At 68.6% G+C, this 22,474-nt stretch carries 16 protein-coding genes and 1 pseudogene; 15 read left to right on the forward strand and 2 right to left on the reverse strand.

Annotation, left to right across the window (positions count from 1 at the left end):
• Positions 1–128 precede the first annotated feature (128 nt).
• Positions 129–3,396 (forward strand): annotated as a pseudogene (locus GO592_RS00110) (protein kinase domain-containing protein).
• A gap of 66 nt (positions 3,397–3,462) precedes the next feature.
• Here the strand turns inward: GO592_RS00110 and GO592_RS00115 are convergent.
• Positions 3,463–3,720: a hypothetical protein gene (locus GO592_RS00115; protein ID WP_007301795.1), complete on the reverse strand. Its 258-nt coding sequence runs from the start codon at positions 3,718–3,720 to the stop codon at positions 3,463–3,465.
• A 311-nt stretch (positions 3,721–4,031) separates the two neighbouring features.
• On the opposite strand from GO592_RS00115, the gene GO592_RS00120 reads away from it, so the two are divergent.
• From GO592_RS00120 to GO592_RS00185, 14 genes are all read left to right on the forward strand, one after another.
• Positions 4,032–5,855, forward strand: a complete 1,824-nt coding sequence (locus GO592_RS00120) for an amino acid permease (protein ID WP_007301794.1) — start codon at positions 4,032–4,034, stop codon at positions 5,853–5,855.
• On the forward strand, positions 5,852–6,742 hold the full coding sequence (locus tag GO592_RS00125) for a universal stress protein (protein ID WP_007301793.1): 891 nt from the start codon (positions 5,852–5,854) through the stop codon (positions 6,740–6,742). The genes GO592_RS00120 and GO592_RS00125 overlap by 4 nt, the downstream gene beginning before the upstream one ends.
• Positions 6,743–6,849: 107 nt before the next feature.
• Positions 6,850–8,457, forward strand: a complete 1,608-nt coding sequence (locus GO592_RS00130; protein WP_007301792.1) for an SLC13 family permease — start codon at positions 6,850–6,852, stop codon at positions 8,455–8,457.
• Positions 8,458–8,655: 198 nt separating this feature from the next.
• Entirely contained in the window at positions 8,656–9,408 is a 753-nt protein-coding gene (locus GO592_RS00135; protein WP_050998734.1) for a TauD/TfdA family dioxygenase, read from the forward strand.
• Positions 9,405–10,415 (forward strand): AurF N-oxygenase family protein, encoded by a 1,011-nt coding sequence (locus GO592_RS00140; RefSeq protein WP_007301790.1) that lies wholly within the window; start codon positions 9,405–9,407, stop codon positions 10,413–10,415. The genes GO592_RS00135 and GO592_RS00140 overlap by 4 nt, the downstream gene beginning before the upstream one ends.
• Positions 10,412–11,734, forward strand: a complete 1,323-nt coding sequence (locus GO592_RS00145) for a KamA family radical SAM protein (RefSeq protein WP_007301789.1) — start codon at positions 10,412–10,414, stop codon at positions 11,732–11,734. The genes GO592_RS00140 and GO592_RS00145 overlap by 4 nt, the downstream gene beginning before the upstream one ends.
• Positions 11,731–13,221 (forward strand): GNAT family N-acetyltransferase, encoded by a 1,491-nt coding sequence (locus GO592_RS00150; RefSeq protein ID WP_007301788.1) that lies wholly within the window; start codon positions 11,731–11,733, stop codon positions 13,219–13,221. The genes GO592_RS00145 and GO592_RS00150 overlap by 4 nt, the downstream gene beginning before the upstream one ends.
• Positions 13,218–14,294 carry an Ldh family oxidoreductase gene (locus GO592_RS00155; protein WP_007301787.1) on the forward strand — a complete coding sequence of 359 codons (1,077 nt, stop codon included), beginning with the start codon at positions 13,218–13,220 and terminating at the stop codon, positions 14,292–14,294. Before GO592_RS00150 ends, GO592_RS00155 begins: the two co-directional genes overlap by 4 nt.
• Positions 14,291–15,517: an ATP-grasp domain-containing protein gene (locus GO592_RS00160; protein WP_007301786.1), complete on the forward strand. Its 1,227-nt coding sequence runs from the start codon at positions 14,291–14,293 to the stop codon at positions 15,515–15,517. Before GO592_RS00155 ends, GO592_RS00160 begins: the two co-directional genes overlap by 4 nt.
• Positions 15,514–16,779 (forward strand): GNAT family N-acetyltransferase, encoded by a 1,266-nt coding sequence (locus GO592_RS00165; RefSeq protein WP_007301785.1) that lies wholly within the window; start codon positions 15,514–15,516, stop codon positions 16,777–16,779. The genes GO592_RS00160 and GO592_RS00165 overlap by 4 nt, the downstream gene beginning before the upstream one ends.
• Positions 16,770–17,690 carry a branched-chain amino acid transaminase gene (locus GO592_RS00170; RefSeq protein WP_007301784.1) on the forward strand — a complete coding sequence of 307 codons (921 nt, stop codon included), beginning with the start codon at positions 16,770–16,772 and terminating at the stop codon, positions 17,688–17,690. Before GO592_RS00165 ends, GO592_RS00170 begins: the two co-directional genes overlap by 10 nt.
• Positions 17,687–18,436 carry a hypothetical protein gene (locus tag GO592_RS00175; protein WP_007301783.1) on the forward strand — a complete coding sequence of 250 codons (750 nt, stop codon included), beginning with the start codon at positions 17,687–17,689 and terminating at the stop codon, positions 18,434–18,436. The genes GO592_RS00170 and GO592_RS00175 overlap by 4 nt, the downstream gene beginning before the upstream one ends.
• On the forward strand, positions 18,433–19,752 hold the full coding sequence (locus GO592_RS00180; protein ID WP_007301782.1) for an MFS transporter: 1,320 nt from the start codon (positions 18,433–18,435) through the stop codon (positions 19,750–19,752). The genes GO592_RS00175 and GO592_RS00180 overlap by 4 nt, the downstream gene beginning before the upstream one ends.
• Positions 19,749–21,005 carry an ATP-grasp domain-containing protein gene (locus GO592_RS00185; protein ID WP_007301781.1) on the forward strand — a complete coding sequence of 419 codons (1,257 nt, stop codon included), beginning with the start codon at positions 19,749–19,751 and terminating at the stop codon, positions 21,003–21,005. The genes GO592_RS00180 and GO592_RS00185 overlap by 4 nt, the downstream gene beginning before the upstream one ends.
• Positions 21,006–21,027: 22 nt before the next feature.
• Here GO592_RS00185 and GO592_RS00190 read toward each other — a convergent pair whose 3' ends face one another.
• Positions 21,028–22,431, reverse strand: a complete 1,404-nt coding sequence (locus GO592_RS00190) for a WS/DGAT/MGAT family O-acyltransferase (RefSeq protein WP_039953140.1) — start codon at positions 22,429–22,431, stop codon at positions 21,028–21,030.
• Between the last annotated feature and the right edge of the window lie 43 nt (positions 22,432–22,474).

Genomic DNA, 22,474 nt, shown 5'->3' on the forward strand with positions numbered 1-22,474 from the left:
CCGGTCACCGTCGGCGATATCCTCGAGAGGGCGCCATCGAGAGGTGAGTCCACTGGTGTATCCGCGCTGGTCGTGCCGTTGGGACCAGCGCGCGAAACCATGAGCCGACGGGGTGAGTAGACCGTCCGATGGGTGAAGGTGATCCGCTCGACACTCAGCGGTACCCGCCGCCCCCCCGGCAGCCGAACTGGGTGCATCCGGGTTCGACGATGTGCAGGAGATCGGCCGCGGCGGGTTCGGCGTGGTCTACCGCTGCACCCAGGCGGACCTGGATCGCACGGTGGCGGTGAAGGTGCTCACCGTCGAACTCGACGACGAGAACCGGGCGCGGTTCTTCCGGGAGCAGAAGGCGATGGGCCGGCTGACCGGGCATCCGAACATCGTCAACATTCTGCAGGTCGGTGCCACCGGCGGCGGACTTCCCTACATCGTGATGCCGTATCACCCGCAGGATTCGCTGGAGGCCCGGGTCCGCGAGGACGGTCCGCTCCCGTTGGATCAGGTTCTTCGGGTGGGGGTGAAGATGGCCGGTGCGGTGGAGACGGCGCACCGGTTCGGGATTCTGCATCGGGACGTCAAACCCGGGAACATTTTGCTCACCGATTACGGGGAGCCCGAATTGGCCGACTTCGGTATCGCGCACATCAGCGGCGGGTTCGAGACCGCCACCGGCGCGGTGACCGGGTCGCCGGCCTACACCGCGCCCGAGGTGCTCGGCGGTGATCCGCCGAGTCCGGCCGCCGACGTCTACGGGCTCGGTGCCACCCTGTTCAGTGCGCTGACCGGGCATGCCGCGTTCGAACGTCGCAGCGGTGAGCAGGTGGTCGCGCAGTTTTTGCGGATCACCACGCAGGCGGTGCCGGATCTGCGTGAGCACGGGATTCCCGAGGATGTGTCCGCGGTGATCGCCCGCGCGATGTCCCGCGAGCCCGGTCAGCGGCCGGCCACCGCCGCCGACTTCGGGGAACAGCTGCGAGGGCTGCAACGCGCCCACGGCTTCCCGGTCGACGAGATGGCACTTCGTGCGGAGGCCGATGCGCGGGGGAACGGAGAGCAACCGACCTCGCTCGGCGGGCGATTGTCGCAGCCTTCCTCCACGCTGGGCGCGACGGGAACTCTTCCCCTGGAGCTGACCAGTTTCGTCGGCCGTCGGCACGAGTTGACCGAGGCGAAGAATCTGCTGGCCGGATCCCGTTTGGTGACGTTGACCGGGATCGGGGGTCTGGGCAAGACCCGGCTGGCGATGCGGATCGCAGCGAGTGTGCAGCGTGAGTACGCCGACGGGGTTCGCCTGGTCGAGTTGGGTGAACTGCGCGACGGGTCGTCGCTGGTCGATGCGGTGGCCGCAGCGGTGGGGGTGCGGGACTACTCGGCGAGGCCGTTGCGGGAGGTCCTGATTGAGCACCTGGCGGTACAGGAACTGCTGTTGGTTCTCGACAATTGCGAGCAGGTGGTGGATGCGGTCGCCGAACTCGCCGCCCACCTGTTGCGGGTGAGTCCGCGGTTGCGGATGCTGGCCACCAGCCGTGAACCCGTGGGCATCGGTGGGGAGGCGGTGCTGCGGGTCCCCCCGTTGGCTGTCCCGGATCCCGGGCGGCGGACCTCGTTGCGGGGGTTGCCCAAATACGATGCGGTGACTCTGTTCGCCGAACGCGCCGCTGCCGCGGTCCCGGGTTTCGCGCTCACCGAGGAGAACGCGGCGACCGTGGCGGGGATCTGTCACCGGCTCGACGGGTTGCCGCTGCCGATCGAACTGGCGGCGGCGCGGTTGCGGGCGATGTCACCCGAGCAGATCCTGGGCCGGCTGACCGACCGCTATGCCCTCCTGACCCGCGGCAGCCGGGGTGCGCCGACGCGGCAACAGACGCTGAGGTTGTCGGTGGACTGGAGTTTCGAGTTGTGCACCGCCCGTGAACAACTGGTGTGGGGACGGTTGGCGGTGTTCGCGGGAAGCTTCGAACTCGATGCGGCGGAGCAGGTGTGCGGTGAGGGCCTTGGCCCGGACGAGTTGCTGGACACGCTGACGTCCTTGGTGGAGAAGTCGATCCTGATCCGGGAGGAGCACGGGTCGGTGGTGCGGTTCCGGATTCTCGAAACTCTCCGCGAATACGGTTACGAGAAACTCGAGCAGACCGGTGCGGCTGTGGTGTTGCGTCGCCGCCATCGGGATTGGTACGAGGCGTTGGCGCTCGCCGCGGAGGCCGAGTGGATCAGCGCCCGCCAGCTCGACTGGATCGCCCGGCTGAAACGGGAACACGCGAATCTGCGGGAGGCCCTCGAGTTCAGCGTCGACGACGACCCCGCCGCCGGTCTGCGCATCGCTGTGGCACTGTTCCTGTTCTGGAGCTCCCAAGGCCTCTACAACGAGGGGCGACGGTGGTACGACCAGCTGCTCGCCCGCGAGAGCGGCCCGCCCACCCTGGATTCGGTCAAGGCGCTCTACAGCCACAGCGTAATGGCTTTCGCTCAAGGCGACCTTCATGCCGCGACAGCGCTCGTCGAGGAGGCGCGGACTCGCACCGCCGACACGAGTGACCCCCTACTGCGCGCCTACGTCGACTGCGCCGACGGAATGCTGGCCCTCTACAGCGGTGATCTCGCGCGAGCGTGCTTGCAACTGGACATTGCGCTCGCCGAGTTCACCGAACGCGGAGATCAACTGCTCCAAGTATCCATCCTGTATCCGTTAGGCCTGGCGCATGGACTGTCAGGCCGGACGGACCAGGCGATCGAATGCCACGAACGTGCGCTCGCGATCACGGAAACGCACGGCGAGACGATGTACCGGTCTCATTCGCTGTGGGCCTTGGGAATTGCCGTCTGGCAGCGGGGTGATGCGGATCGCGCGGTCCGGCTCCTCGACGAGGCGCTGGAGCTGACCAAGCGGGTGCGCAGTCCGCGCGTCGTCGCAGCCCGTCTCGCAGCCCTCGCCTGGATCGGCCTCGAACAACACGACGCACTCCGGGCCGCCGTGCTGCTGGGGGCCGCCGACGAGCTGGCGCGGGCGATCGGAAGTTCCGCCGTCATCCATTCCAACCTGATCGTCTACCACGAGGAATGCGCCGAGAATGCCCGGAAAGAACTCGGCGACAAAGCGTTCGCAGCAGCGAAGCGCAGAGGTGAACAACTCGGCTTCGACGCGGCCATCGCCTTCGCCCTCCACGAGCAACCACCCGGGACCTCCACACCCGACACCGACGCGCCGGCGCGACTGACCAAGAGGGAAAGCCAAGTCGCCGACCTGATCGCCGAAGGCCTGACCAATCAGGCCATCGCCGACCGCCTGGTGATCTCACCCCGCACGCACAAGGTCATGTGGAGCACATCCTGGCGAAACTGGGGTTCACCTCCCGGACACGGGTCGCGGCCTGGGTCGTGGAGCGGGCGCACGATTAGCCGCACGGGAGTGCACGAATAATTAGCGCCGTCGGACTGATGTTGGTCACCAGCTCCCGAGGGGAGTCACCGAGGAAGCCATTTCCAGGGCTTGTCCCAGTGGCCGGGTGGCGGCACGAACGGAAGCTGTCCCAACTGGCCCGGCGGTGGGATGAACGGCAGCTGTCCCAGCTGTCCGGGCGGTGGAACCACGTCGGGTACGGAGATACCGGGAATCGGCGGTGGCCATGGATCAGCATTTGCCGTGCCGGTGCCGAGCCCCAGTGCGCTGAAGCCCAGCGCACCGGCGATCACGGCTCCCACCACGGTCTTCTTCGAATTCATCGTGAACTCCTTCTGCGGCTGCTCTACCTCGTGCTGTGGAGGGGCGCGCCGTTTGCACCCTTCTATTGTGCGCACTTCTGGGGACGCTGTCGTCCGCCCGGGGCGGAAGTTCCGGTGTACTCACGCGCAGCGCGCGGATCCAACTGCCGAATCCCGCTCGCGGGACGGACACTGCGGCTTACGATTGAGATTCAAGCCCCTGCGGCTCCTTCCCTCTGGTCGCGTGCCCAGCCGAGTGCATCCCACGGAATCCGACAGCCGGTCTCGCCAAGAGAGCGAGTAGCCGGTGCGTCGAGTATCGGAGGGATGCAATGAGTGCAACACCCACTTTGAAGAAGGCGCTGAGCCAGCGGCAGCTGACGATGATTGCGATCGGCGGGGTGATCGGCGCAGGCCTGTTCGTCGGCTCGGGCGTCGTCATCGGCGACACCGGGCCGGGGGCCTTCATTACCTACGCCCTTGCCGGGGTCCTGATCATCATGGTCATGCGGATGCTGGCGGAGATGGCGGTGGCCAATCCGTCGACCGGGTCGTTCGCCGATTATGCCCGCGCCGCGTTGGGCAACTGGGCCGGGTTCTCCGTCGGCTGGTTGTACTGGTACTTCTGGGTGATCGTCGTCGGCTTCGAGGCGATCGCCGGCGCGACGATCATTCAGTACTGGATCGACATCCCGTTGTGGTTGTCGGCGTTGGTTCTGATGATCTTGATGACGGCGACGAATCTGTTCTCGGTGTCGTCGTTCGGCGAGTTCGAATTCTGGTTCGCCGGCATAAAGGTGGCCGCGATCGTGGTGTTCATCGGGCTGGGCTCGCTGTTCGTGTTGGGGGTGTGGCCGAATAAATCGCTCGATTTCTCGAACCTGTGGAGCCATGACGGGTTCCTGCCGTTCGGCGCCATGGCCATTACCGTCGGTGTGGTCACGGTGATCTTCTCCATGGTCGGCGCCGAAATCGCGACGATCGCCGCCGCGGAGTCGGCGGACCCGGAGCGGGCGGTGACCAAGGCCGCGAACTCGGTGATCGTGCGGATCGCCGTGTTCTTCGTCGGCTCCACCTTCCTGCTGGCGACGATCCTGCCCTGGAACGACGAAGATGCGGCCGCGTCCCCCTTCGTCGCCGCGTTCACCGAAATGGGGATCCCGTACGCCGACCACATCATGAACGCCGTGGTGTTGACGGCCGTGTTGAGCTGCCTCAACTCGGGTATGTACACCGCCTCCCGCATGTTGTTCGTGCTCGCGGCGCGCCGGGAGGCGCCCGCACAGCTGGTCAGGGTGACCCGTCGCGGGGTGCCTGCCACCGCGATACTCGCGTCCTCGGTGGTCGGTTTTCTGTGTGTCATCGCCGCCGCAGTGTCACCGGACACCGTCTTCGCCTTCCTGCTGAATTCCAGCGGTGCGGTCATCCTGTTCGTCTACCTGCTCATCGCCGTCTCCCAGATCGTGCTGCGGTACCGCACCCCGGACTCGGAGCTACGGGTGAAGATGTGGCTGTTCCCGGTGGTGTCGATCATCACCGCCGTCGCGATTGTGGCGATCCTGGTGCAGATGTATCTGCAGGAGGATGTGCGATCGCAACTGGTGCTGAGCCTGCTGTCGTGGGCCGTCGTCATCGTGTTGTTCCTCGCAAACAAGTGGTTCGTAGGTCGGCGCCCCGTCGTGGAAGGGGTCTCGGCGACGACACGGCCACACCGTGTGCTGGTGCTGGCGAACCAGACCGTCCAGTCCAAGGAAATGCTCGACGAACTCCGCCGTATCGACGCCGATCGGGATGCCACCTACTTCGTGGTCGTGCCGGCCAGCCCGATCGAGACCGGAACCGCCGCCACCCACGGTCCACTCGACGTCGCGGAAGCGACCCGAGAGGTCGCACAACGGCGGCTGGACGACACGCTGGCGACACTCCGCGCGGAGAACCTCGAAGCCGATGGCGAGTTGGGCGACTACCGGCCGCTGCGGGCACTGGCCGCCGCCGTCGACTCGTTCCGTCCGGATCAGATCGTCATCTCGACACTGCCACCAGAAGAATCGATATGGCACCGCTTCGACGTCGTGGACCGTGCGCGCGCCGAGCACGATGTGCCGGTGACGCACGTCATCGCCGCCCCGGTCGCCGCAGAGGGATCGCCTCGATGACCATCATCGCCGGCTTCAGCTCGAGCCGTCAGGGCACCGCGCCCCTCAACCTGGCAGTGCAGATATCACGCTGGACCGGCGACAAGGTTGTGGCCGCGGCGATCGTGGAACGGCCGTGGCCGGCGAAAGACGACCCCATCGAACGCGAATACCTGGGCTACGTCACCGAGCAGGCTTCGCACGCACTGGACAGGGTGGTCGGCCAGCTGCCCGGGGGCCTGGACATTCCCCGCATCGTCCACCAATCCGATTCCATTCCAACAGGTTTGATCGAACTCGTCACCGCCCACGACGCGCGTCTCGTCGTTGTCGGGTCGTCATCGTCCGGGTTGCTGGGCAGGGTGACGCTGGGCAGCGTCACCGAACGGCTGGTCCACACCGCGTCAGTGCCCGTCGCGATCGCTCCGCGCGGCTACCCGCCGGTGCCCGAGTCCATCCGCCGGATCACCGTCGCGTACGGCGGCGAGGCCGACGTCAACGGTCTCGTTGCCGCCACCGCCGAACTGGCCAGACAGTGGCCGGTGCAGTTGCGGATCGTGTCGTTCACGGTGCGGCCGATGACGATGTTCGGCGGTGCGATCGAGCGATCGACGGAGGACCTCGTCGTCCAACAGTGGGCACGCCGGACGCGCGACGATATCGTCAAGCAGCTCAACGCAGTTCGCGCCCGAATCCCGGTTCCCGACGTGGACGTCGTGGTCGGCAGCGGCCACGACTGGCGCGAAGCGGTGGAGGCCGTCTCCTGGGAAGCCGGCGACATGCTGGCGCTGGGGTCGGGCGCAGCCGGACCCGCAGCTCACGTATTCCTCGGCTCGGCCGCCTCGAAGATTCTGCGTCACGCTCCGGTGCCCGTGCTGATCGTTCCCAGAAACACGGTGACGGCCTAGGCGTCGGTCGTGCTGCCCCGTCCGGGAGAAAACATCCCGCTTCAACGACTAGGACGTTCGTTGTTGGGTACTACTTCCGTACCAATCCGTGTCGCAGGGGAGGGGCCATGACAGCCGAGAACGAGGGCGACCGCACCGACGTCGACAAGGCGTTGCTCGGGCACACCACCTATCGCAGCCTCGGCGAACAGCAGCTCTCACCCGCAGAGGAGCGATTCGAGAAGGGCCGCCGCACGATCGGGCTCTTTCTGGCGCCGCTGATCACGCTCGCGTTCCTCGCCCTGCCGATCGACATACCGCCCAACCAGCAGACGTTGGCCGGCGTGCTGCTCGGCGTCATCGTGCTGTGGGTGACCGAGGCGGTGCCGATCCCGATCGGCGGGCTGCTCGGGGTGGCGATCGTGGTGTTTCTGGGCGTGGCGCCGGCCGACGAAGTTCTCGCCGCGTTCGGGTCGTCGACGATCTTCACGTTCATCGGAGCGTTCATCCTCGCTCAGGCGATGCTCAAACACGGCGTCGCACGGCGGTTCGCGTTTCGGATACTGACCCTGCCGCGTGTCGGCCAGTCCACCACCGGTGTGATCGTCGCGTTCGGCACGATCACGTGCGGACTCTCGGCGTTCGTATCCAACACCGCGACCGTGGCCATGCTGCTGCCCACCGCCCTGGGCATCCTCGGCGTCATCGCGAAGCTCATGCAGCGCCGCGGCGTCGTCGCCGAGGACTTCGACCCGTTGCGCGTCAGGGTGGGCGCCGCGATCATGCTGATGCTCGCATACAGCGCAAGCGTGGGCGGCCTGCTGACGCCGGTTGGGAGCCCACCCAATCTCATCGGACGCGGGCTCATCGAGGAGGCCACGGGGGAGCGGATCAGCTTCGGGCAATGGATGGTGATGGCCATCCCGATCTGCCTGCTGATGTTCATCGCGCTCGCCATCATCCTGCTGCGCATCAACAAACCGGAGATCCGGCGCATCGAAGGCGTCGCCGACTACCTGGCGGAGCAGCGCGCGGAAATGGGTCCGCTGTCGCGGGCGGAGAAGAACACGCTCATCGCGTTCGGAGTCACGGTGACGCTGTGGATCCTGCCCGGTGTCGTCGCGGTGATCGCCGGCAACGACTCGGATCTCTACGGCACGATTAGCGACCGACTCGACGAGGGCATGGTCGCAGTCTTCGGGGCGGCGTTGCTCTACCTTCTGCCGACCGATTGGGAGAATCGCGAGTTCACGCTGACCTGGCGGGACGCAGCAGAGATCGACTGGGGCACGATCGTGCTGTTCGGCAGCGGCATCATCTTCGGCGCACTGCTCGCCGACACCGGACTCGCCGAGACGATCGGCACCTCCGTCGCCGACTCGCTGGGCCTGACGAGCGTCGTCGCCATCACCGTGTTCGCCGTGCTGCTGGCCATCGCCGTATCGGAGACGACGAGCAACACGGCGTCGGCGGCGGTCGTGGTGCCGATCGTGATCCCGGTGGCGTTGGCGGCCGGGGTCAACCCCTTCGTGCCTGCGCTCGCGGCCACGTTCGCCGCGTCGTTCGGCTTCATGCTGCCGGTCTCGACGCCGCAGAACGCCGTGGTCTACGGCTCCGGAGCCGTCCGGATCACCACGATGATCCGAAGCGGAATAACCTTCGACATCGTCGGCGCGATCCTGATCATCGTCTTCCTGCCCTTGATGATCGCCGTGGTCGGCCTCGGCGGTGGGTGATCAGGCGGTACGGCCACCTGAAGAAGTTGTTGTTACAGCCCCGGCAGTTCTGTCCGGGTGACGTTTTGGCTCCCCTAGGGTGCCTGGTGTGCGTGGCGGCACGACCACATTCTTGAAACCGATCACGACGGTCCCGGTCTCGAACGACCGGCATCACGGGGTACGTATCCCAGTCGGGTTTTCGGAATGGAGGAATGGATGTCGCCGAATTGTCATGTCGTTTCTGCGGGTGTGGGAACGGTGGAAGGTCGTGTCGACCGGTCCCGGCTGGAGGAGGATGGCTACGTCGTCGTCCACGACGTACCCGACCGCACCGCTGCAGCGGAAGTGGTTGGCTCGCTGGGTGATCTGGTTCCGCAATACAACGGTCTGCTCACCCACGAGGTGACGTACCGCCCCGGCAACGATCATCGGGCGTACTCGCAGAGCGCGAACACGATTCTGGCGCACACCGAGGCGCCGGGCTGGGATCCCAGCCCGGCGTACCTGGCGCTGTTCTGCCACCGGCAGGCACGCTGCGGCGGCGGCCACACCGATCTGCTCGACATCCGGCGGCTCGTCGACGCCCTGGAACCGGCCGAGGTCACCCTGATGACGGACTCCGAACTGACCTTCCCGGGCCCGGACGGGGGTGTACGCACCACGATGCTGGGCGCGGACGACACCGGCCGCACCGCCCTGCGCTTCAGCTACAACCTGCTCACCGCGGCCGACTACGACCCGCACCACGAGTCCGACGTCGACGACTCCCGGCTGCCGCTCGGCCGGTCCGGTCGCAGGTTGGCGCATCGCGTCAGCGACCTGTTCCACGAGCTGCGCACCCGCGTGCTGATCCCCGAGAATGCGCTGCTCATCTGGGACAACCAGCGCATGCTGCACGCGCGTTCGGAGTACGCCGACCGCGCCCGTCACCTCACTCGTTTCTGGGCCGGCGACCGGACTCGCGCATGATCATCGACGACCTGCAGTGCTCCGACGCCGACGGGCTGGTCCACCTCCCCGGACTGCCGTCGTTCGACCCCGCCGACGAAGCCGAGAACGCCGTCATCAGCCGCCTCGCCGGCAATTGGCACCGACGGTCGACGGTGAAGCGCGACGAGCCCGACCTCGACGAGTTGTTCGACGCCGGCCGGGCCGACTACCCCGAGGGCATCGTGCCGTTCCGCGACCATCCGACGTGGCAGGCGATGCCCGACGCGCTGCGGTCGCGGCTGCTGAGCTGGGCCTGGATCGCGTACAACCGGCACACGGTGCTCGCCGAGCAACGCGTCGCCAACCCGGCGTTCGCGCTCGTGATGGACGGGGAGTTCCCGGGGCTCGGCGGCCAGGACATGGACATCGCCCTCGCCCAGGCCATGGTCGACGAGCAGTACCACACCCTGATGCACATCAACGCGAGTGCGCTGACCAGACGTAAACGGGGGAACCCGTTCCCCGACAGCGCGTTACCCGAATCCCACACCTCACGGACGCACCGTCGGCTGCGGGCCCATGCCGCCGAACGCTGGCAGCGCAGCCTGACCACGCTGGCCTTCGCCACAGTGTCCGAGATCTCGATCAACGCGTATCTCGATCTGCTCGCCGACGATCACGACATCCAGGTGGTCAATTCCACCACCGCAAAGCTGCACAACCGGGACGAGTACTGCCACGCATCGATTTCCGACGAGATGGCGAAGCTGGTGTACGACGTGCTGGACCCCGTCAAACGCCGCTTCTTCCTGGACATGCTGGTCGCCGGACTGGAGGCGTTCGTCGCCACGGACTACACGACGTGGGAGGCGATCTTCCGCATCGAGAAGGTCACCGGATGGGAGAAGATGCTCGCCGACGTGCGGGCCGAGAAGTCCGGTTCGCGGCTCGTGCGCGACTACAGCGGTCTGTATTCGCTGATGTCGGACATGAATGTTCTGGGCGAGGTCGACTTCGACTGGGGCCTGGCGGTGACGGACAAATGACCGTCCTCGATCTCGACACCCGCACAGCCCTCGCTCCGCGATCGATCAGCGGCGACCGGCTCCGCAAGCTCGTCGCCGAGCGTACCGGCGACCCGATGCTCGGGCACGAGGCACACGTGGTGTCCCAGGTGCTGCCGTTCAAGGTCAGCAGCTACGTCGTCGACGAACTGATCGACTGGGGCCGTGCGCCCGACGATCCGATCTACCGGCTGACCTTCCCACACCGCGACATGCTCGAGCCCGAGCACTTCGCGCTGATCGAACAGGCCGTGGCGCAGGGAGATCGGCGCACCGTCCGGCAGGCCGTCGACACGGTCCGCGCCGCACTGAACCCGCATCCCGGTGACCAGCTGAGCATGAACGTTCCGCAGCACGACGACATCGACGGTTCGGGCATGCAGCACAAGTACGCCGAGACCCTGCTGGTGTTCCCCCGCCAGGGGCAGACGTGCCACAGCTATTGCGGCTACTGCTTCCGCTGGGCCCAGTTCGTCGACACCCCGGACCTGAAGATGGCCATGTCCGGGCCGGAGGCGATGACCCGGTACCTCGACCTGCACCCCGGTATCACCGACGTGCTGTTGACCGGCGGCGATCCGCTGGTGATGCGGACCGAGTTGCTGGCCTCGTATCTGGAGCCGCTGCTCGAACCGGGGCGGGAACACGTCGAGACCATCCGGATCGGCACGAAAGCCGTCTCGTTCTGGCCGTACCGGCTGTTGGCCGGGCCGGAAGCCGACGACCTGCTGCGGTTGCTCGAGCGGCTGACCGCCGCCGGCAAACACGTCGCGATGATGCTGCACCTGTCGCACGTCGCGGAACTGCAGACCGATGCCGCCCGGACGGCGCTGGCCCGGTTGGCATCGACCGGTGCGGTGCTCCGCGCTCAGGCCCCGGTGGTGCGTCACGTCAACGACGACCCGCGCACGTGGGCCGACCTCTGGCAGGCGCAGGTCCGCAATCGGGTCGTGCCGTACTACATGTTCGTCGAGCGGGACACCGGTGCGCGACCGTATTTCGGTCTGCCACTCGCGCGAGCGGTCGACATCTACCGCGAAGCGCTGCAACGGGTCTCCGGACTCGGGCGGACCGCGCGGGGACCGGTGATGTCGGCGTCGCCGGGGAAGGTCGTGGTCGACGGCGTCGTCGACCTCGACGGCGGACGTGCGTTCGCGCTGCGGTTCCTGCAGGCACGCCGGCCGGATCTGGTGGGCAAGCCGTTCTTCGCGAAGTTCGACGAGCACGCGCAGTGGTGGGACGACCTCCGCCCGCACGGCCCGCGCGACCGCGAATTCTTCGGTGTCGGAGGCACCGCGTGAGGGTCACCGCGCACGAGATCAGCTTGACGCAACGGCATCTGTGGCGCTCTGCCCGAGAGGCGATTCCGGTGCAGCGGGGACTGGTGGTGGAGGTGGAGCAGGACGGTCTCGCCGGGTTCGGCGAGGCATCCGCGTTCATGACCGACCACTACAACTCGGGCCTGGACCGGATGCACGCGGATCTGCGACGGATTGCGCCGTTGCTGATCGACCTCGGTCCCGACGACCCGTTCGCGGTGTGGCGAGCGCTGTCCGCGGAGCTGCCCGATTCGCCGTTCGTCCTGGCCGCCCTCGACACCGCGGTGCACGATCTGCGGGCACGGCTGCTCGGTGTGCCGCTGTGGCAGTCCCTCGGCCTGGAACGCCCGCGGGAGTTGCACTCCAGCTTCAGTATCGGGCTCGACGAGACCGGGGTGATGGTCCGTAAACTCCGCGAGCGGCCCGGATGGTCGGCGTACAAGATCAAGCTCGCCGACCCGGGCGACCTCACCGTCGTCAAGGAACTCCGCTGCCACACGACCGCACCGTTCTACGTGGACGGCAACTGCGGCTGGGAGCTGTCCCGACTGCTCCCCGTCCTGCCCGGGCTGCAGGAACTCGGCGTCCAGCTGATCGAGCAGCCGTTTCCGCGCTCGGCGTGGCGCGACGCCCGGATCCTGAAGGAGCGCAGCCCGATCCCGGTGATCGCGGACGAGAGCATCGCGTCGCCGCAGGACCTGGACGCCTGCACCGGCGCGTTCGACGGAATCAACGTCAAACCGATGAAGGCCGGAGGGATCACCCCGTCCCTCGCGCTGCTGCGCCGAGCCCGTGAACGGGGTCTTATCACCATGCTCGGCTGCATGCCCGAATCCGCGGCCGGGGTGTCGGCCACGGCCCACCTCGGCGGATTGGCCGACCATCTGGATGTCGACGCAATCGACCTTCTCGCGGTGAACACCGGCCGCGGACTGACGCTCGACGGCGCCGGCCGCGTCACCCTGCCGGATCGTCCCGGTTCCGGTTACTTCCCCGATCCGGCCGCGCACGGCTGGCAGGTTCGGCCGGTGTCCGCCGCCGACGTGCGACCGATCCGCCATACCGTGCTCCGGCCCGGTCAACCGGCCGAGACCTGCGTCTACCCCGAGGACGCGCACGCCGGCACCCGGCACTTCGCCACACTCGCCGCGGGGCGCCCGGTCGGCGTGGCCTCGCTGTACCACGAGGATCCACCCGAAACCCACGCCGTACCAGGTCTTCTCCCCGGCCGGGAGTGGCGCCTCCGCGGTATGGCCACCCTCGAGGAGGTTCGCGGTACCGGTGCGGGGACCACACTCCTGCGCACCGTACTCACGAACGCCGCGCTGGCCGGCGCCGGCGCGGTCTGGTGCAACGCCCGCACCACCGCCGCCGGCTTCTACGTCAAGCAGGGCTTCCGGATTCTGGGCCCGGAGTTCGACATCCCGGGCATCGGCCCCCACGTCTTCATGCATTGGAGTACTTCATGATCCACCAGACACCGAACCCTGGTTCGCTGATCGACGAGCAGGAGGCCCGTTGGCTTGCCTCGATCGCACTCGTCGATGCCGGAGTGCCGGAGGACGACGCCGATCAGGTGGCTGCCGCGCTCGTCGACACGTCCCTGCGCGGCATCGACACCCACGGTCTGCGGTTGCTGCCGCAATACCTGGACGAACTCGCGACCGGCGTCGCAAATGCAGCGGCGTGCCCGACCGTGGTCCGGGACCGTGGGGCCGGACTGCTGCTGGATGCGGACGGCGCACTCGGCGTGCTCGCCGGACTCGCCGCCGCCCGCCTGGCAGCCGACCGGGCCAAGGCTTTCGGCGTCGCGGCGGTGGGCGTGCGCAATTCCAACCATTTCGGCGCGGCGTCGGTCTACACCCGGCACCTGGCCGGGCAGGGGATGATCGGTATCGCCGTCACGTCGGCCGCCTCCCGGGTGGCTCCGTACGGCGGGGTCGAGCCGCTGTTCGGCACCAACCCGATCAGCGTGGCCGCGGGCACGGGGGACGACGGGCTCGCCCTCGACATGGCCACCAGCCAGGTGTGTTTCGGTGAGGTGAAGCACCGCCGGGCCGAGGGGCGGCCGCTGAACGGAGGGTGGGCCACCGATCGCGACGGGCAGCCCACCGCGGAACCCGGCGAGGCGTACGCCCTGTCGCCACTCGGCGGATACAAGGGACAGGGCCTGGCAATGGCGGTCACTCTGCTAGGCGCCGTGCTGACCGGGTCGCCGCCCGACTGGCAGCTCGAGCAAGTCGGTGAGGGAACCCCCGGTCGAAGCCGAGGGGTCGGCCACTTCGTCCTCGCCCTGGACCCCGGAGCGTTCAGCGGGCATGCGCAATTCACGGCCGGTCTGGCGGATCTCCTCGGCACCGTCCGCGGGGCGACGCCCGCCACTGGGACGCCGGTGGTGGCCCCGGGCGATCCGCAACGCGACCACGAGTGCGAACGACGGGCGCGGGGGATACCGCTGGACGCCCGGACCGCGGAGGTCTTCGCCACGCTGGAAACAACTTTCGATGGATTTGCCGCGACGAGGAAGGAAGCTTCTCGATGATTCTCGTACTGATCAGCCCGCGTGCCGCCGGGTTGCCCTTCGCCCAGTGGCTGCCGGAGAAGCGCGGACGTCTGGTGGCGGTCTGCGCCGAGGGAACGGATCCGGGTGAGGGATTCGCCGAGATCGTGACGGTCACCGACTATCGCGACGACGACGCGGTGCTGGGCGCCGCTCGGGAACTCGCCGGACGGCACCGGCCGAAAGCGGTCGTCGGCCTGGCCGAGGTCGATGTGGAGCGGGCCGCCAGGCTGCGCGGCGAACTCGGCCTTCCGGGCCTGGACACGGCCACGGCAGCCGGCTACCGCGACAAGATCCTGATGAAGGAAATGGCGCAGGCCGCAGGGCTTCTCGTCCCGGTCTTCGCGCCGGCGCGCCACCCGGCGGACATCGTCGACTTCATGGCAGGCAACCCGGGCCGGGTCGTCGTCAAACCGCGCAGTGGCTCCGGCTCCACCGGCGTCTACGTGCTCGATTCGCCCGCGCAGGCAACCGGACTCGCCGACATCGTCACGGCGACACCGTACGAAGTCGAGGAATTCATCGACGGCGCGGTGCACCATGTGGACGCCTTCCGCGTCGCCGGAGACCCGGTGGCCGCCATCGCGTCCCGCTACACCGGCCAAGGGTGCCTCGAGCACTGGACCGACGCCCCGTTCGGCTCCCGCTCGGTCGACACCACCGACCCGGTCTGCGCACGCCTGGTGGACGAGACCTGGCGGCTCGTCGATGCACTCGGCTCGCCGCCCACCGTCTGCGTGCACGCCGAGTTCTTCGTCACCGCCGACGGCGACATCGTGCTCTGCGAAGTGGCCGCGCGGATCGGCGGCGGGCCGATCCCGACGATGCTCCGCCACGTCCTGGGCATCGATCCCCGGCATCTCTGGGCGCGGGTGGAATGCGGGCTGCCGACCGACCTGGATGCTGTCCGGGGCCGGGTGGCGACCGCCCCGCACACAGCGTTCTACGGCGTGCCGCCGCGCCGGGGCCGGGTGGTGCGACTGCCGGACGCTCCGCCGGGCGTGCACGACTTCACGCTGAACACCCACGTCGGCGACGACTGGACCCCTGCCCGGTACAACGAGCGCAAGTCGGCGGACTTCCTCGCCCACTGGGTGGTGACCGACCCCGATTTCACGGCGCTGGGAAACCGGCTGATCGCCACCGCCGAACAGGTGAGCGCCGGATTCGAGTGGGACCGTCCCGAAAGCGAGGACGCAGCATGACCGCCATCGATGTCGACGGGATCACCGGCCACGTCCTGCCCCGCGGCGCCCGCCCCACGGCCGCCGACTTCGCGGGCATCGCCGACCCGGACACCATCTGGGAGGACGCGCGGTGGTGGCGGTTCACCGAACGCACCGACCTGCACGAGGTGCGTTATCTCGAGGTGCGCGCGGACGGCCGCACCGTCGCGGTCGCGCCGCTGCTGTTCACGGCGCGGCCAGGGGGCCTGCTCTTCTACGACCCACCCCGGCTGGCGGGAACCGCAGGGCCGATGGCCGAACCGGAGTTGCTCGATCACCCCGATCGGCTGCGCTGGGCCGAGCTGACCGAGGCGCTGTCCGGTGCCCGTGAGGATCAGTACCCGTCGGTGGCGCTCGCGACGTTCGGAAACCACCACGGTGTCGCGCACGCGCCCGGCCGCTCGCACGATCAGCGCCGCGCGGTCATGGCGGCCCTGCCCGGCCTGCTCCATCAGGCCGGTGACGAACTCGGCTGCCGCAGTGTGGCATTGCTGTACGTCGGTGCGTCCGACGCCGAGGAGGTGGACGGTTCCGCGTCCCGCGCCGGGTACACGGCGGCCCTGCTGGGCGCCGAGGGTGTGCAGGACCTGAGCGGGCACAGCTGGGCGGAATACGTCGCGAGCCTGAGCAAGCGCCGTCGCGTCCGGCTCCGCAAGGAGGTCGCCGACTACACCGAGGCCGGCCTGCGCACAGTGGTCCGTTGGGGTCCCGCGGCGATCGACGACGAGGTCGTCGCCCTCCAGGTCGCGCACCGGGCCAAGTACGGGCTGCCCGGCGGCGTGGACCGGGTCCGACGCGACTTCGACGCCGTCCGTGAGGAATTGGGCGATTCCTGTGTGGTGCTCGGTGCCGAACTCGACGGTCGCCTCGTGGGTTTCGTGCTCTACCTCCGCACCCCCGACACGTTGTTCGCCAGGACCGCCGGCTTCGCCCCGGGGATTCGTGGCTGCTACCTGACCCTGACCTACCACGAGACCGCGCACTGGGCGGTGGAGCACGGCATCCGTCGCGTCCACTACGGCCTCGCCGCCTACGAGGCCAAGACCGCCCGCGGATGCGAACTGCGACCCCGCTGGGGCTGGTTCGCCTTCCGCGGCGAGGGCGCCGACAAGTATCGAGAGGCTCTGACACTGCAGTCGCGCAGCATCGAGCGGCGGCTGGACCTGGTCGGCGCACCGGCAGTCCCTGTCCCGTCCCGGCGGCCCGCCGCCACCGAACCGAAAGCAGAACAATGGAACTGATCCCGACCGGCACCGTCTGGATGGACGGTGAATTCGTTGCCTGGGACCAGGCGCAGGTCCATGTATTGACACCGAGTCTGCACTACGGATGGGGTGTCTACGAGGGTATCCGGGCCTACGCGACCGACCGCGGTCCGGCCGTGTTCCGGCTGCGCGACCACCTGCGACGGCTGCACGACTCGGCACGGGTGTACCTGATGGACCCCGGGTGGTCGGTGGACGAGCTCACCGAGATCTCGCTCGAACTGCTCCGCCGCACCGGCCTGGACTCCGGCTATCTGCGACCGATCGTCTACCTCGGCTACGGCTCGATGGGGGTCGCGCCTGCGCTGGACACCGCCCGGGTGGCGATCGCGGCGTGGCCGTGGGGTTCGTACCTCGGCGAAACCGCGGACCAGGACGGCTGCCGCCTCGTCGTCAGCAGCTGGCAACGCAACGGCGTTCACTCGGTCCCGCCGCTCGCCAAAGCAACGGGTGCCTATGTCAATTCGGCTCTGGCGAAGGTCGGCGCGCTGCGCGCCGGATACGACGACGCACTGATGCTCACCTCCACCGGGCACGTCGCCGAAGCATCCGCCGCGAACATCTTCGCCGTCCGCGACGGTGAACTGATCACCCCTCCGGTCGGCGACAACATCCTGCCCGGTCTCACCCGCGACACCGTGATCACGCTCGCCCGCGACCTGGGGATCACGGTGAGGGAGCAAAGCCTGACCCGCAGCGAGCTCTACGTCGCCGACGAGGCGTTTCTCACCGGCACGGCCGCCGAGGTGGTCCCGGTGGCGTCGGTCGACGACCGCCCGGTGGCGGCGGGCGGGTGCGGCCCGATCACCAAGCAACTGCGCGACGTCTTCCACGACGTGGTCCGCGGGCGCGAGCCCACCTATCGTCACTGGCTGGAGTTCGCATGAGCACGCGTTCACTGCCCTCGGCCGTACCCGATCGGGTCGCGGCGATCTGGGACGCCGAAGGCCTCGGAATCCTGGAGGGTGCCGTCACCGGATTCGCGAGCGCGGCACACCTGCTCGACGGCAGCGCGTGGGCGAATGCGCGTCGCGAGGAGATCGCCGACCGGGTGGTCGACGTGATCGCCGTCCGGGCCTGGCACGCCCTTCCGCAGCTGTCGCACGGTCGCGCCCGGAGAGTCGCCCGGCGCTGCATCGCCTACTCGCTTGCAGCGGACACGGTCCGCGCCGACGGGAGCGGCACCGCCCGGGCCGACTGCTGGACCCTGACCACCCATGCGTTGGAACTGCTGACGATTCGCGAACACTTCGACGCGGCGGCCCACCGGTCCAGGGAGCTTCTCGGAGTCGCTCCCCGGGGAAGGTTGCTGGCGGCCTGGCAGATGGTGGACGACGCGCTCGGAGCCCTCGGCACCACCCGCCACGAATGGGTGGGTGCAGACCCCGCGACCGTCGCGGCCGCCGGGTGGGTGCTGGTCGACCGGATGAGCCGACTCCTCATGGCGGCGGCGCTGGTCGCGCAGTCCGTGGCAGCCGAGTCGGCTCAGGATGCCGAACTACTCGTCAACGCGGCCCGCCGGTACGCCTGGAACCACCTGCGGCGTCCGGCGCCCGAGGCGGCGACACCCACCCACGTGCAGCGGTCGGCCGATCTCGTGCACGCCTTCCTGACGCCGGGGAGCATCCCGTGACCACCCGCCTGCAGCGGCTGGGTGATGCGCTGCTTCCCGACAGCGCGGCCGGTCGCACGCTCGCCGTCGGCGCCGGCGTCGACTCGCTGGGTACCGGGATGTTCTTCGCGTCGTTCGCCCTGTACTTCATCGGCGTGGTCGGTCTCACCGCGAACCAGATCGCCCTCGCCACAACGACAGCGGGTGCGCTCGCGCTTCTCGCCCCGGTGCCCCTGGGCAGGCTGGCCGACCGGGTGGGGCCCGGCCGGTTCTACGTGGCACTCCTGCTGGTGCGCGGCATCGGCTACGGATGCTTCGCGCTCGTATCCGATTTCACCGCCTACCTCGTGCTCACCGTGCTGCTCACCGCGGCCGACCGGGCGAGCAGCCCGATCCAGCAGGCCGTCGTGACGGCGGTGATCGGCGGCCACGACCGGACCCGGACGATGGCGACCATCCGCGCCATCCGGAACGTGGGTCTCACCGCGGGGTTCCTGCTGGCGAGTGTCGTCTTCGTGACCGGCACCTCCGTCGCGTTCACGGCGCTGTTCCTGGGCAACGGAATCTCCTTCGTGGTCATCGCGTTCGCAGTCCGGCTCGTACTCCGGAGGACGGGAACGGTCGTGCAACGCACGCCTCTCCCCGCTGGTCCCGGGCCGGCTGAAACCGCGGTGCGCTCGCCGTTCCGCGACCGGTGGTTCATGGTCTTCACGGTCGGCAACGGTGTCCTGTCGCTGTACGACACCGTGCTGATCGTTCTGCTCCCGATCTGGGTCATCGAGTACACGTCGGTGCCGCTCGCATGGGTGCCGGTGCTCATGGCGGTCAACACCGTGCTGACGGTGGTCCTGCAGGTCTACGTCGCCCGGTTCGCCGAGGGCACGTCCGCGGCGGCGCGGCTCCTGACGTGGACCGGGGCGCTGATGGCCTTCTGCTGCGGTGCACTCGCCGTCGGCCAGATGGCCGACACCGTTCCGGCGATCGTCGCCGTTGTCGTTGCGGTGGTGGCACTGTCGGTCGCCGAGAACATCCACTCCGTGGCCGCCTGGGAACTGTCGGCCGAGCTGTCCCCGCGGCCCGCCGTCGCCCGCTATCTGGGCGCGTTCAGTCTCGGCATGACGGGCCAGAAGGTGCTCGGCCCCACCATTCTGGTCGTCGTCCTGTTGCCGGCCGGTCTCCTGGCGTGGCCCGTCCTGGCCGGGACGTTCGGGGCCGCGGCACTGGTCTCCCGGACGGCGGCGCATCGCAGTCTCGCGGAACGCGCACGGACGAAGGAACGCCCGGACGGCGACCGTCCTGCACTGTCTCCCTTCTCGATACTCGAGGTGAAGAAATGACCGAACACGTCCTCGTCGTCGGCAGCGGCCGCGACCTCCCGGGCCGGGTCCGTGACGCCCTTCCCGGCACCCGGACTTCGGTGATCTGCCGACTGGAATTCGTCGCCAAGCTTCGCCGTCTGACCGAGCACTCGCGGGTCATCGCCGTGCGGCACGACGCGCCGGACGAGGAGTGGATCGCGTTGGCCGCGGCGGCGCATGCGCAGCATCCGTTCACCCGGATCGCCACGTTCGGTGAACGCGACCAGGACCGCTGCGCAGCGATCGGGGAGGCCCTCGGCCTGTCCACCCACTCGCGCCGCACGGTGACGTCGGTCCACGACAAGAACGCCATGCGCGCCGCGCTTCGCGACTCCGGCGTCGACGCCACCGCCTCCGCCGTCGTCGCCGACGTGGATGCGTTGCGTGCCTTCGCGTTCGAACACGGCTTTCCCTGCGTGGTCAAACCGGTGTGCGGCGCGGGCAGTGCCGGGGTGGCCGTGGTTCGGGAGGAGAGCGCATTGGCCGCGGCGTTCGCACGCGCCGGGGGCGACTTCGACGGCCTGACCACCAGCGGGGTGCTCGTCGAGCGGTTCCACGAAGGCCCGCAATTCAGCGTGGAGGCCTTCTCGGAATACGGCGAACACCAGATCGTCGCCGTCACCCGCAAGTTCTCCGACCCGGCGAACTTCGTCGAACTCGGGCACGTGGCACCGGCAGCCCTCGCCGCGGAGCAGGAAGAGCGGATCCATACGTACGTGACGAGTGTGCTCGACGCCGTCGGTGTGGAGTTCGGTGCAACCCACACCGAGATCGTGCTCACCCCGACGGGTCCCCGGGTGATCGAAACCCATGTGCGGATGGGCGGCGACGAGATTCCGGCCCTGACCCTCGACGCCACCGGTGTGGACCTCGCCGAATGCGTCGTGCGGCAGACCGTCGGGGAGAAGGTCCTACCCGGGATCCGGGCCGTCCTCGCCGAGGAGCGGCCGGCCCGCTGTTCCGCGATCTGGTTCGCCGCCGCACCGGTCGCGGGTGTTCTCACCGACGTCAGCGGCGTCGATGACGCCCGGAAGGTCGACGGCGTGACCGACGTGCAACTCCTGGTCCGCCCGGGTGGCGCGGTCACCGTCCTGGAATCGTCCGATTCACGTGTCGCGTACGCACGCGCGGTCGGGGACACCGCCGAACAGGCACTCGACGCCGCCCGGGAGGCCATGGCACGCCTCGAATTTCAGGTGCGCGTGGCCGCCGCGAACACGGTGACGGTGTGAGCGCGCAGATGCTCCGCGGAGGTCACAGCCCGACGGCGGTCTCGAGGAGGTCGAGTTCGGCGTCGAGCTGATCGAGCATGGGGTGCAGGTCCGGGACGGTGCGGCGGCAGCCGGTGAGGCCGAAGACGATCTGGTCGTCGCTGCTGGTGCAGGTGATGTTGAGTGCCTGCCCGGTGGTGGGGATGGAGAGCGGGTAGAGGGATTCGAGTCGGGCCCCGTTCCAGTACAACGGGGTTCGGGGGCCGGCGACGTTGGAGATGACGACGTTGAAGGGTGGTCGCAGCGGACCCCGGCGGCCGAGGAACATCTCGACTCCGAGCGGGGCGGCGCCGAGGGCGCTCATCGCCAGCACCTGGGCCGGACTCATCGCCTGGAGGGCCGCCTTGCCCTCGTTCATGCAGTTGCGGACGGTCTCGAGGCGGTGCGCGGGGTCGGGGAGGTGGGTGGCCAGGTTGCACATGAGCACGCCCACCCGATTGCCGCCGGCCCCGGTATTCGGCGCGCGGAGGGAGACGGGGACCATCGCGATCAGGGGGTTGTCCGGCAACGCGTCGCGGGTGTGCAGGTAGGCCCGGAGGGTGCCCGCGCACATCGTCAGCACGATGTCGTTGATGGTGGCGTCGGCGTGCTTGGCCAGCAGGCGGATCCGTTCGAGGGGGAAGGACCGGGCGGCGACGTGCCGGGCTCCGCTGATCGGCACGTTGAACAGGGTGTGCGGCGCGGTCAGCGACACCGCACCCCCCTTGCCGTGCAGGGCGCGATCCACGGTGCCGACCGCTGCGGGCAGGAGTCCGGCCACCTCGCCGACCGCTGCGCGGGCTGCGTCCCACGCCATCGTGGGCAGTGCGGAGCCGAGCCTTCCCGACACCGCGACGCCCGCGTCCGGCACGGCCGTCAGGGGGTTGCGGGGTTGCCACGGCGTGGGCATGTTCCGACGGTGCGGGTCCTCGCTCATGCTGTCGCGGAGCAGCCTCATCGCGGACGCACCGTCGGCGAGGGCATGGTGGATCTTGGTGTAGATCGCGTAGCGGCCGTCGGCGAGTCCCTCGATCAGGTGCATCTCCCACAGCGGGCGGCTGCGGTCGAGCAGGGTGCCGTGCAGCCTCGAGACCAGGGTCATCAGTTCGGCCATTCCGCCCGGCTGGGGCAGGGCGTCCCGGCGCACGTGGTGCTCCAGATCGACCTCGTGGTGCGGAAGGGTGTCCCAGCCCCACTGGCCGAGCGACGTCACCGAGCGCCGGGCCCGCTTACGGAACGCCACCGCCACCTGGTCACCGATCAGCGCGGCATCGAACATCGCGCGCACATCGGCCGCCGACGCCCCCTCGGGTGGCGTGAACACTGCCAGGCCGCCGACGTGCATCGGATGCTCGCGGGACTCGCCGAGCAGAAACAGTGAATCGGTCGGTGCCATCGGTAACAGCATGTGGTGTCCTTACCGTTCCCGAACCCGGATCCACCTGCGCGGA

Source organism: Rhodococcus sp. 21391 (genome assembly GCF_016772255.1).
Classification (GTDB): Bacteria; Actinomycetota; Actinomycetes; order Mycobacteriales; family Mycobacteriaceae; genus Rhodococcus_F; species Rhodococcus_F opacus.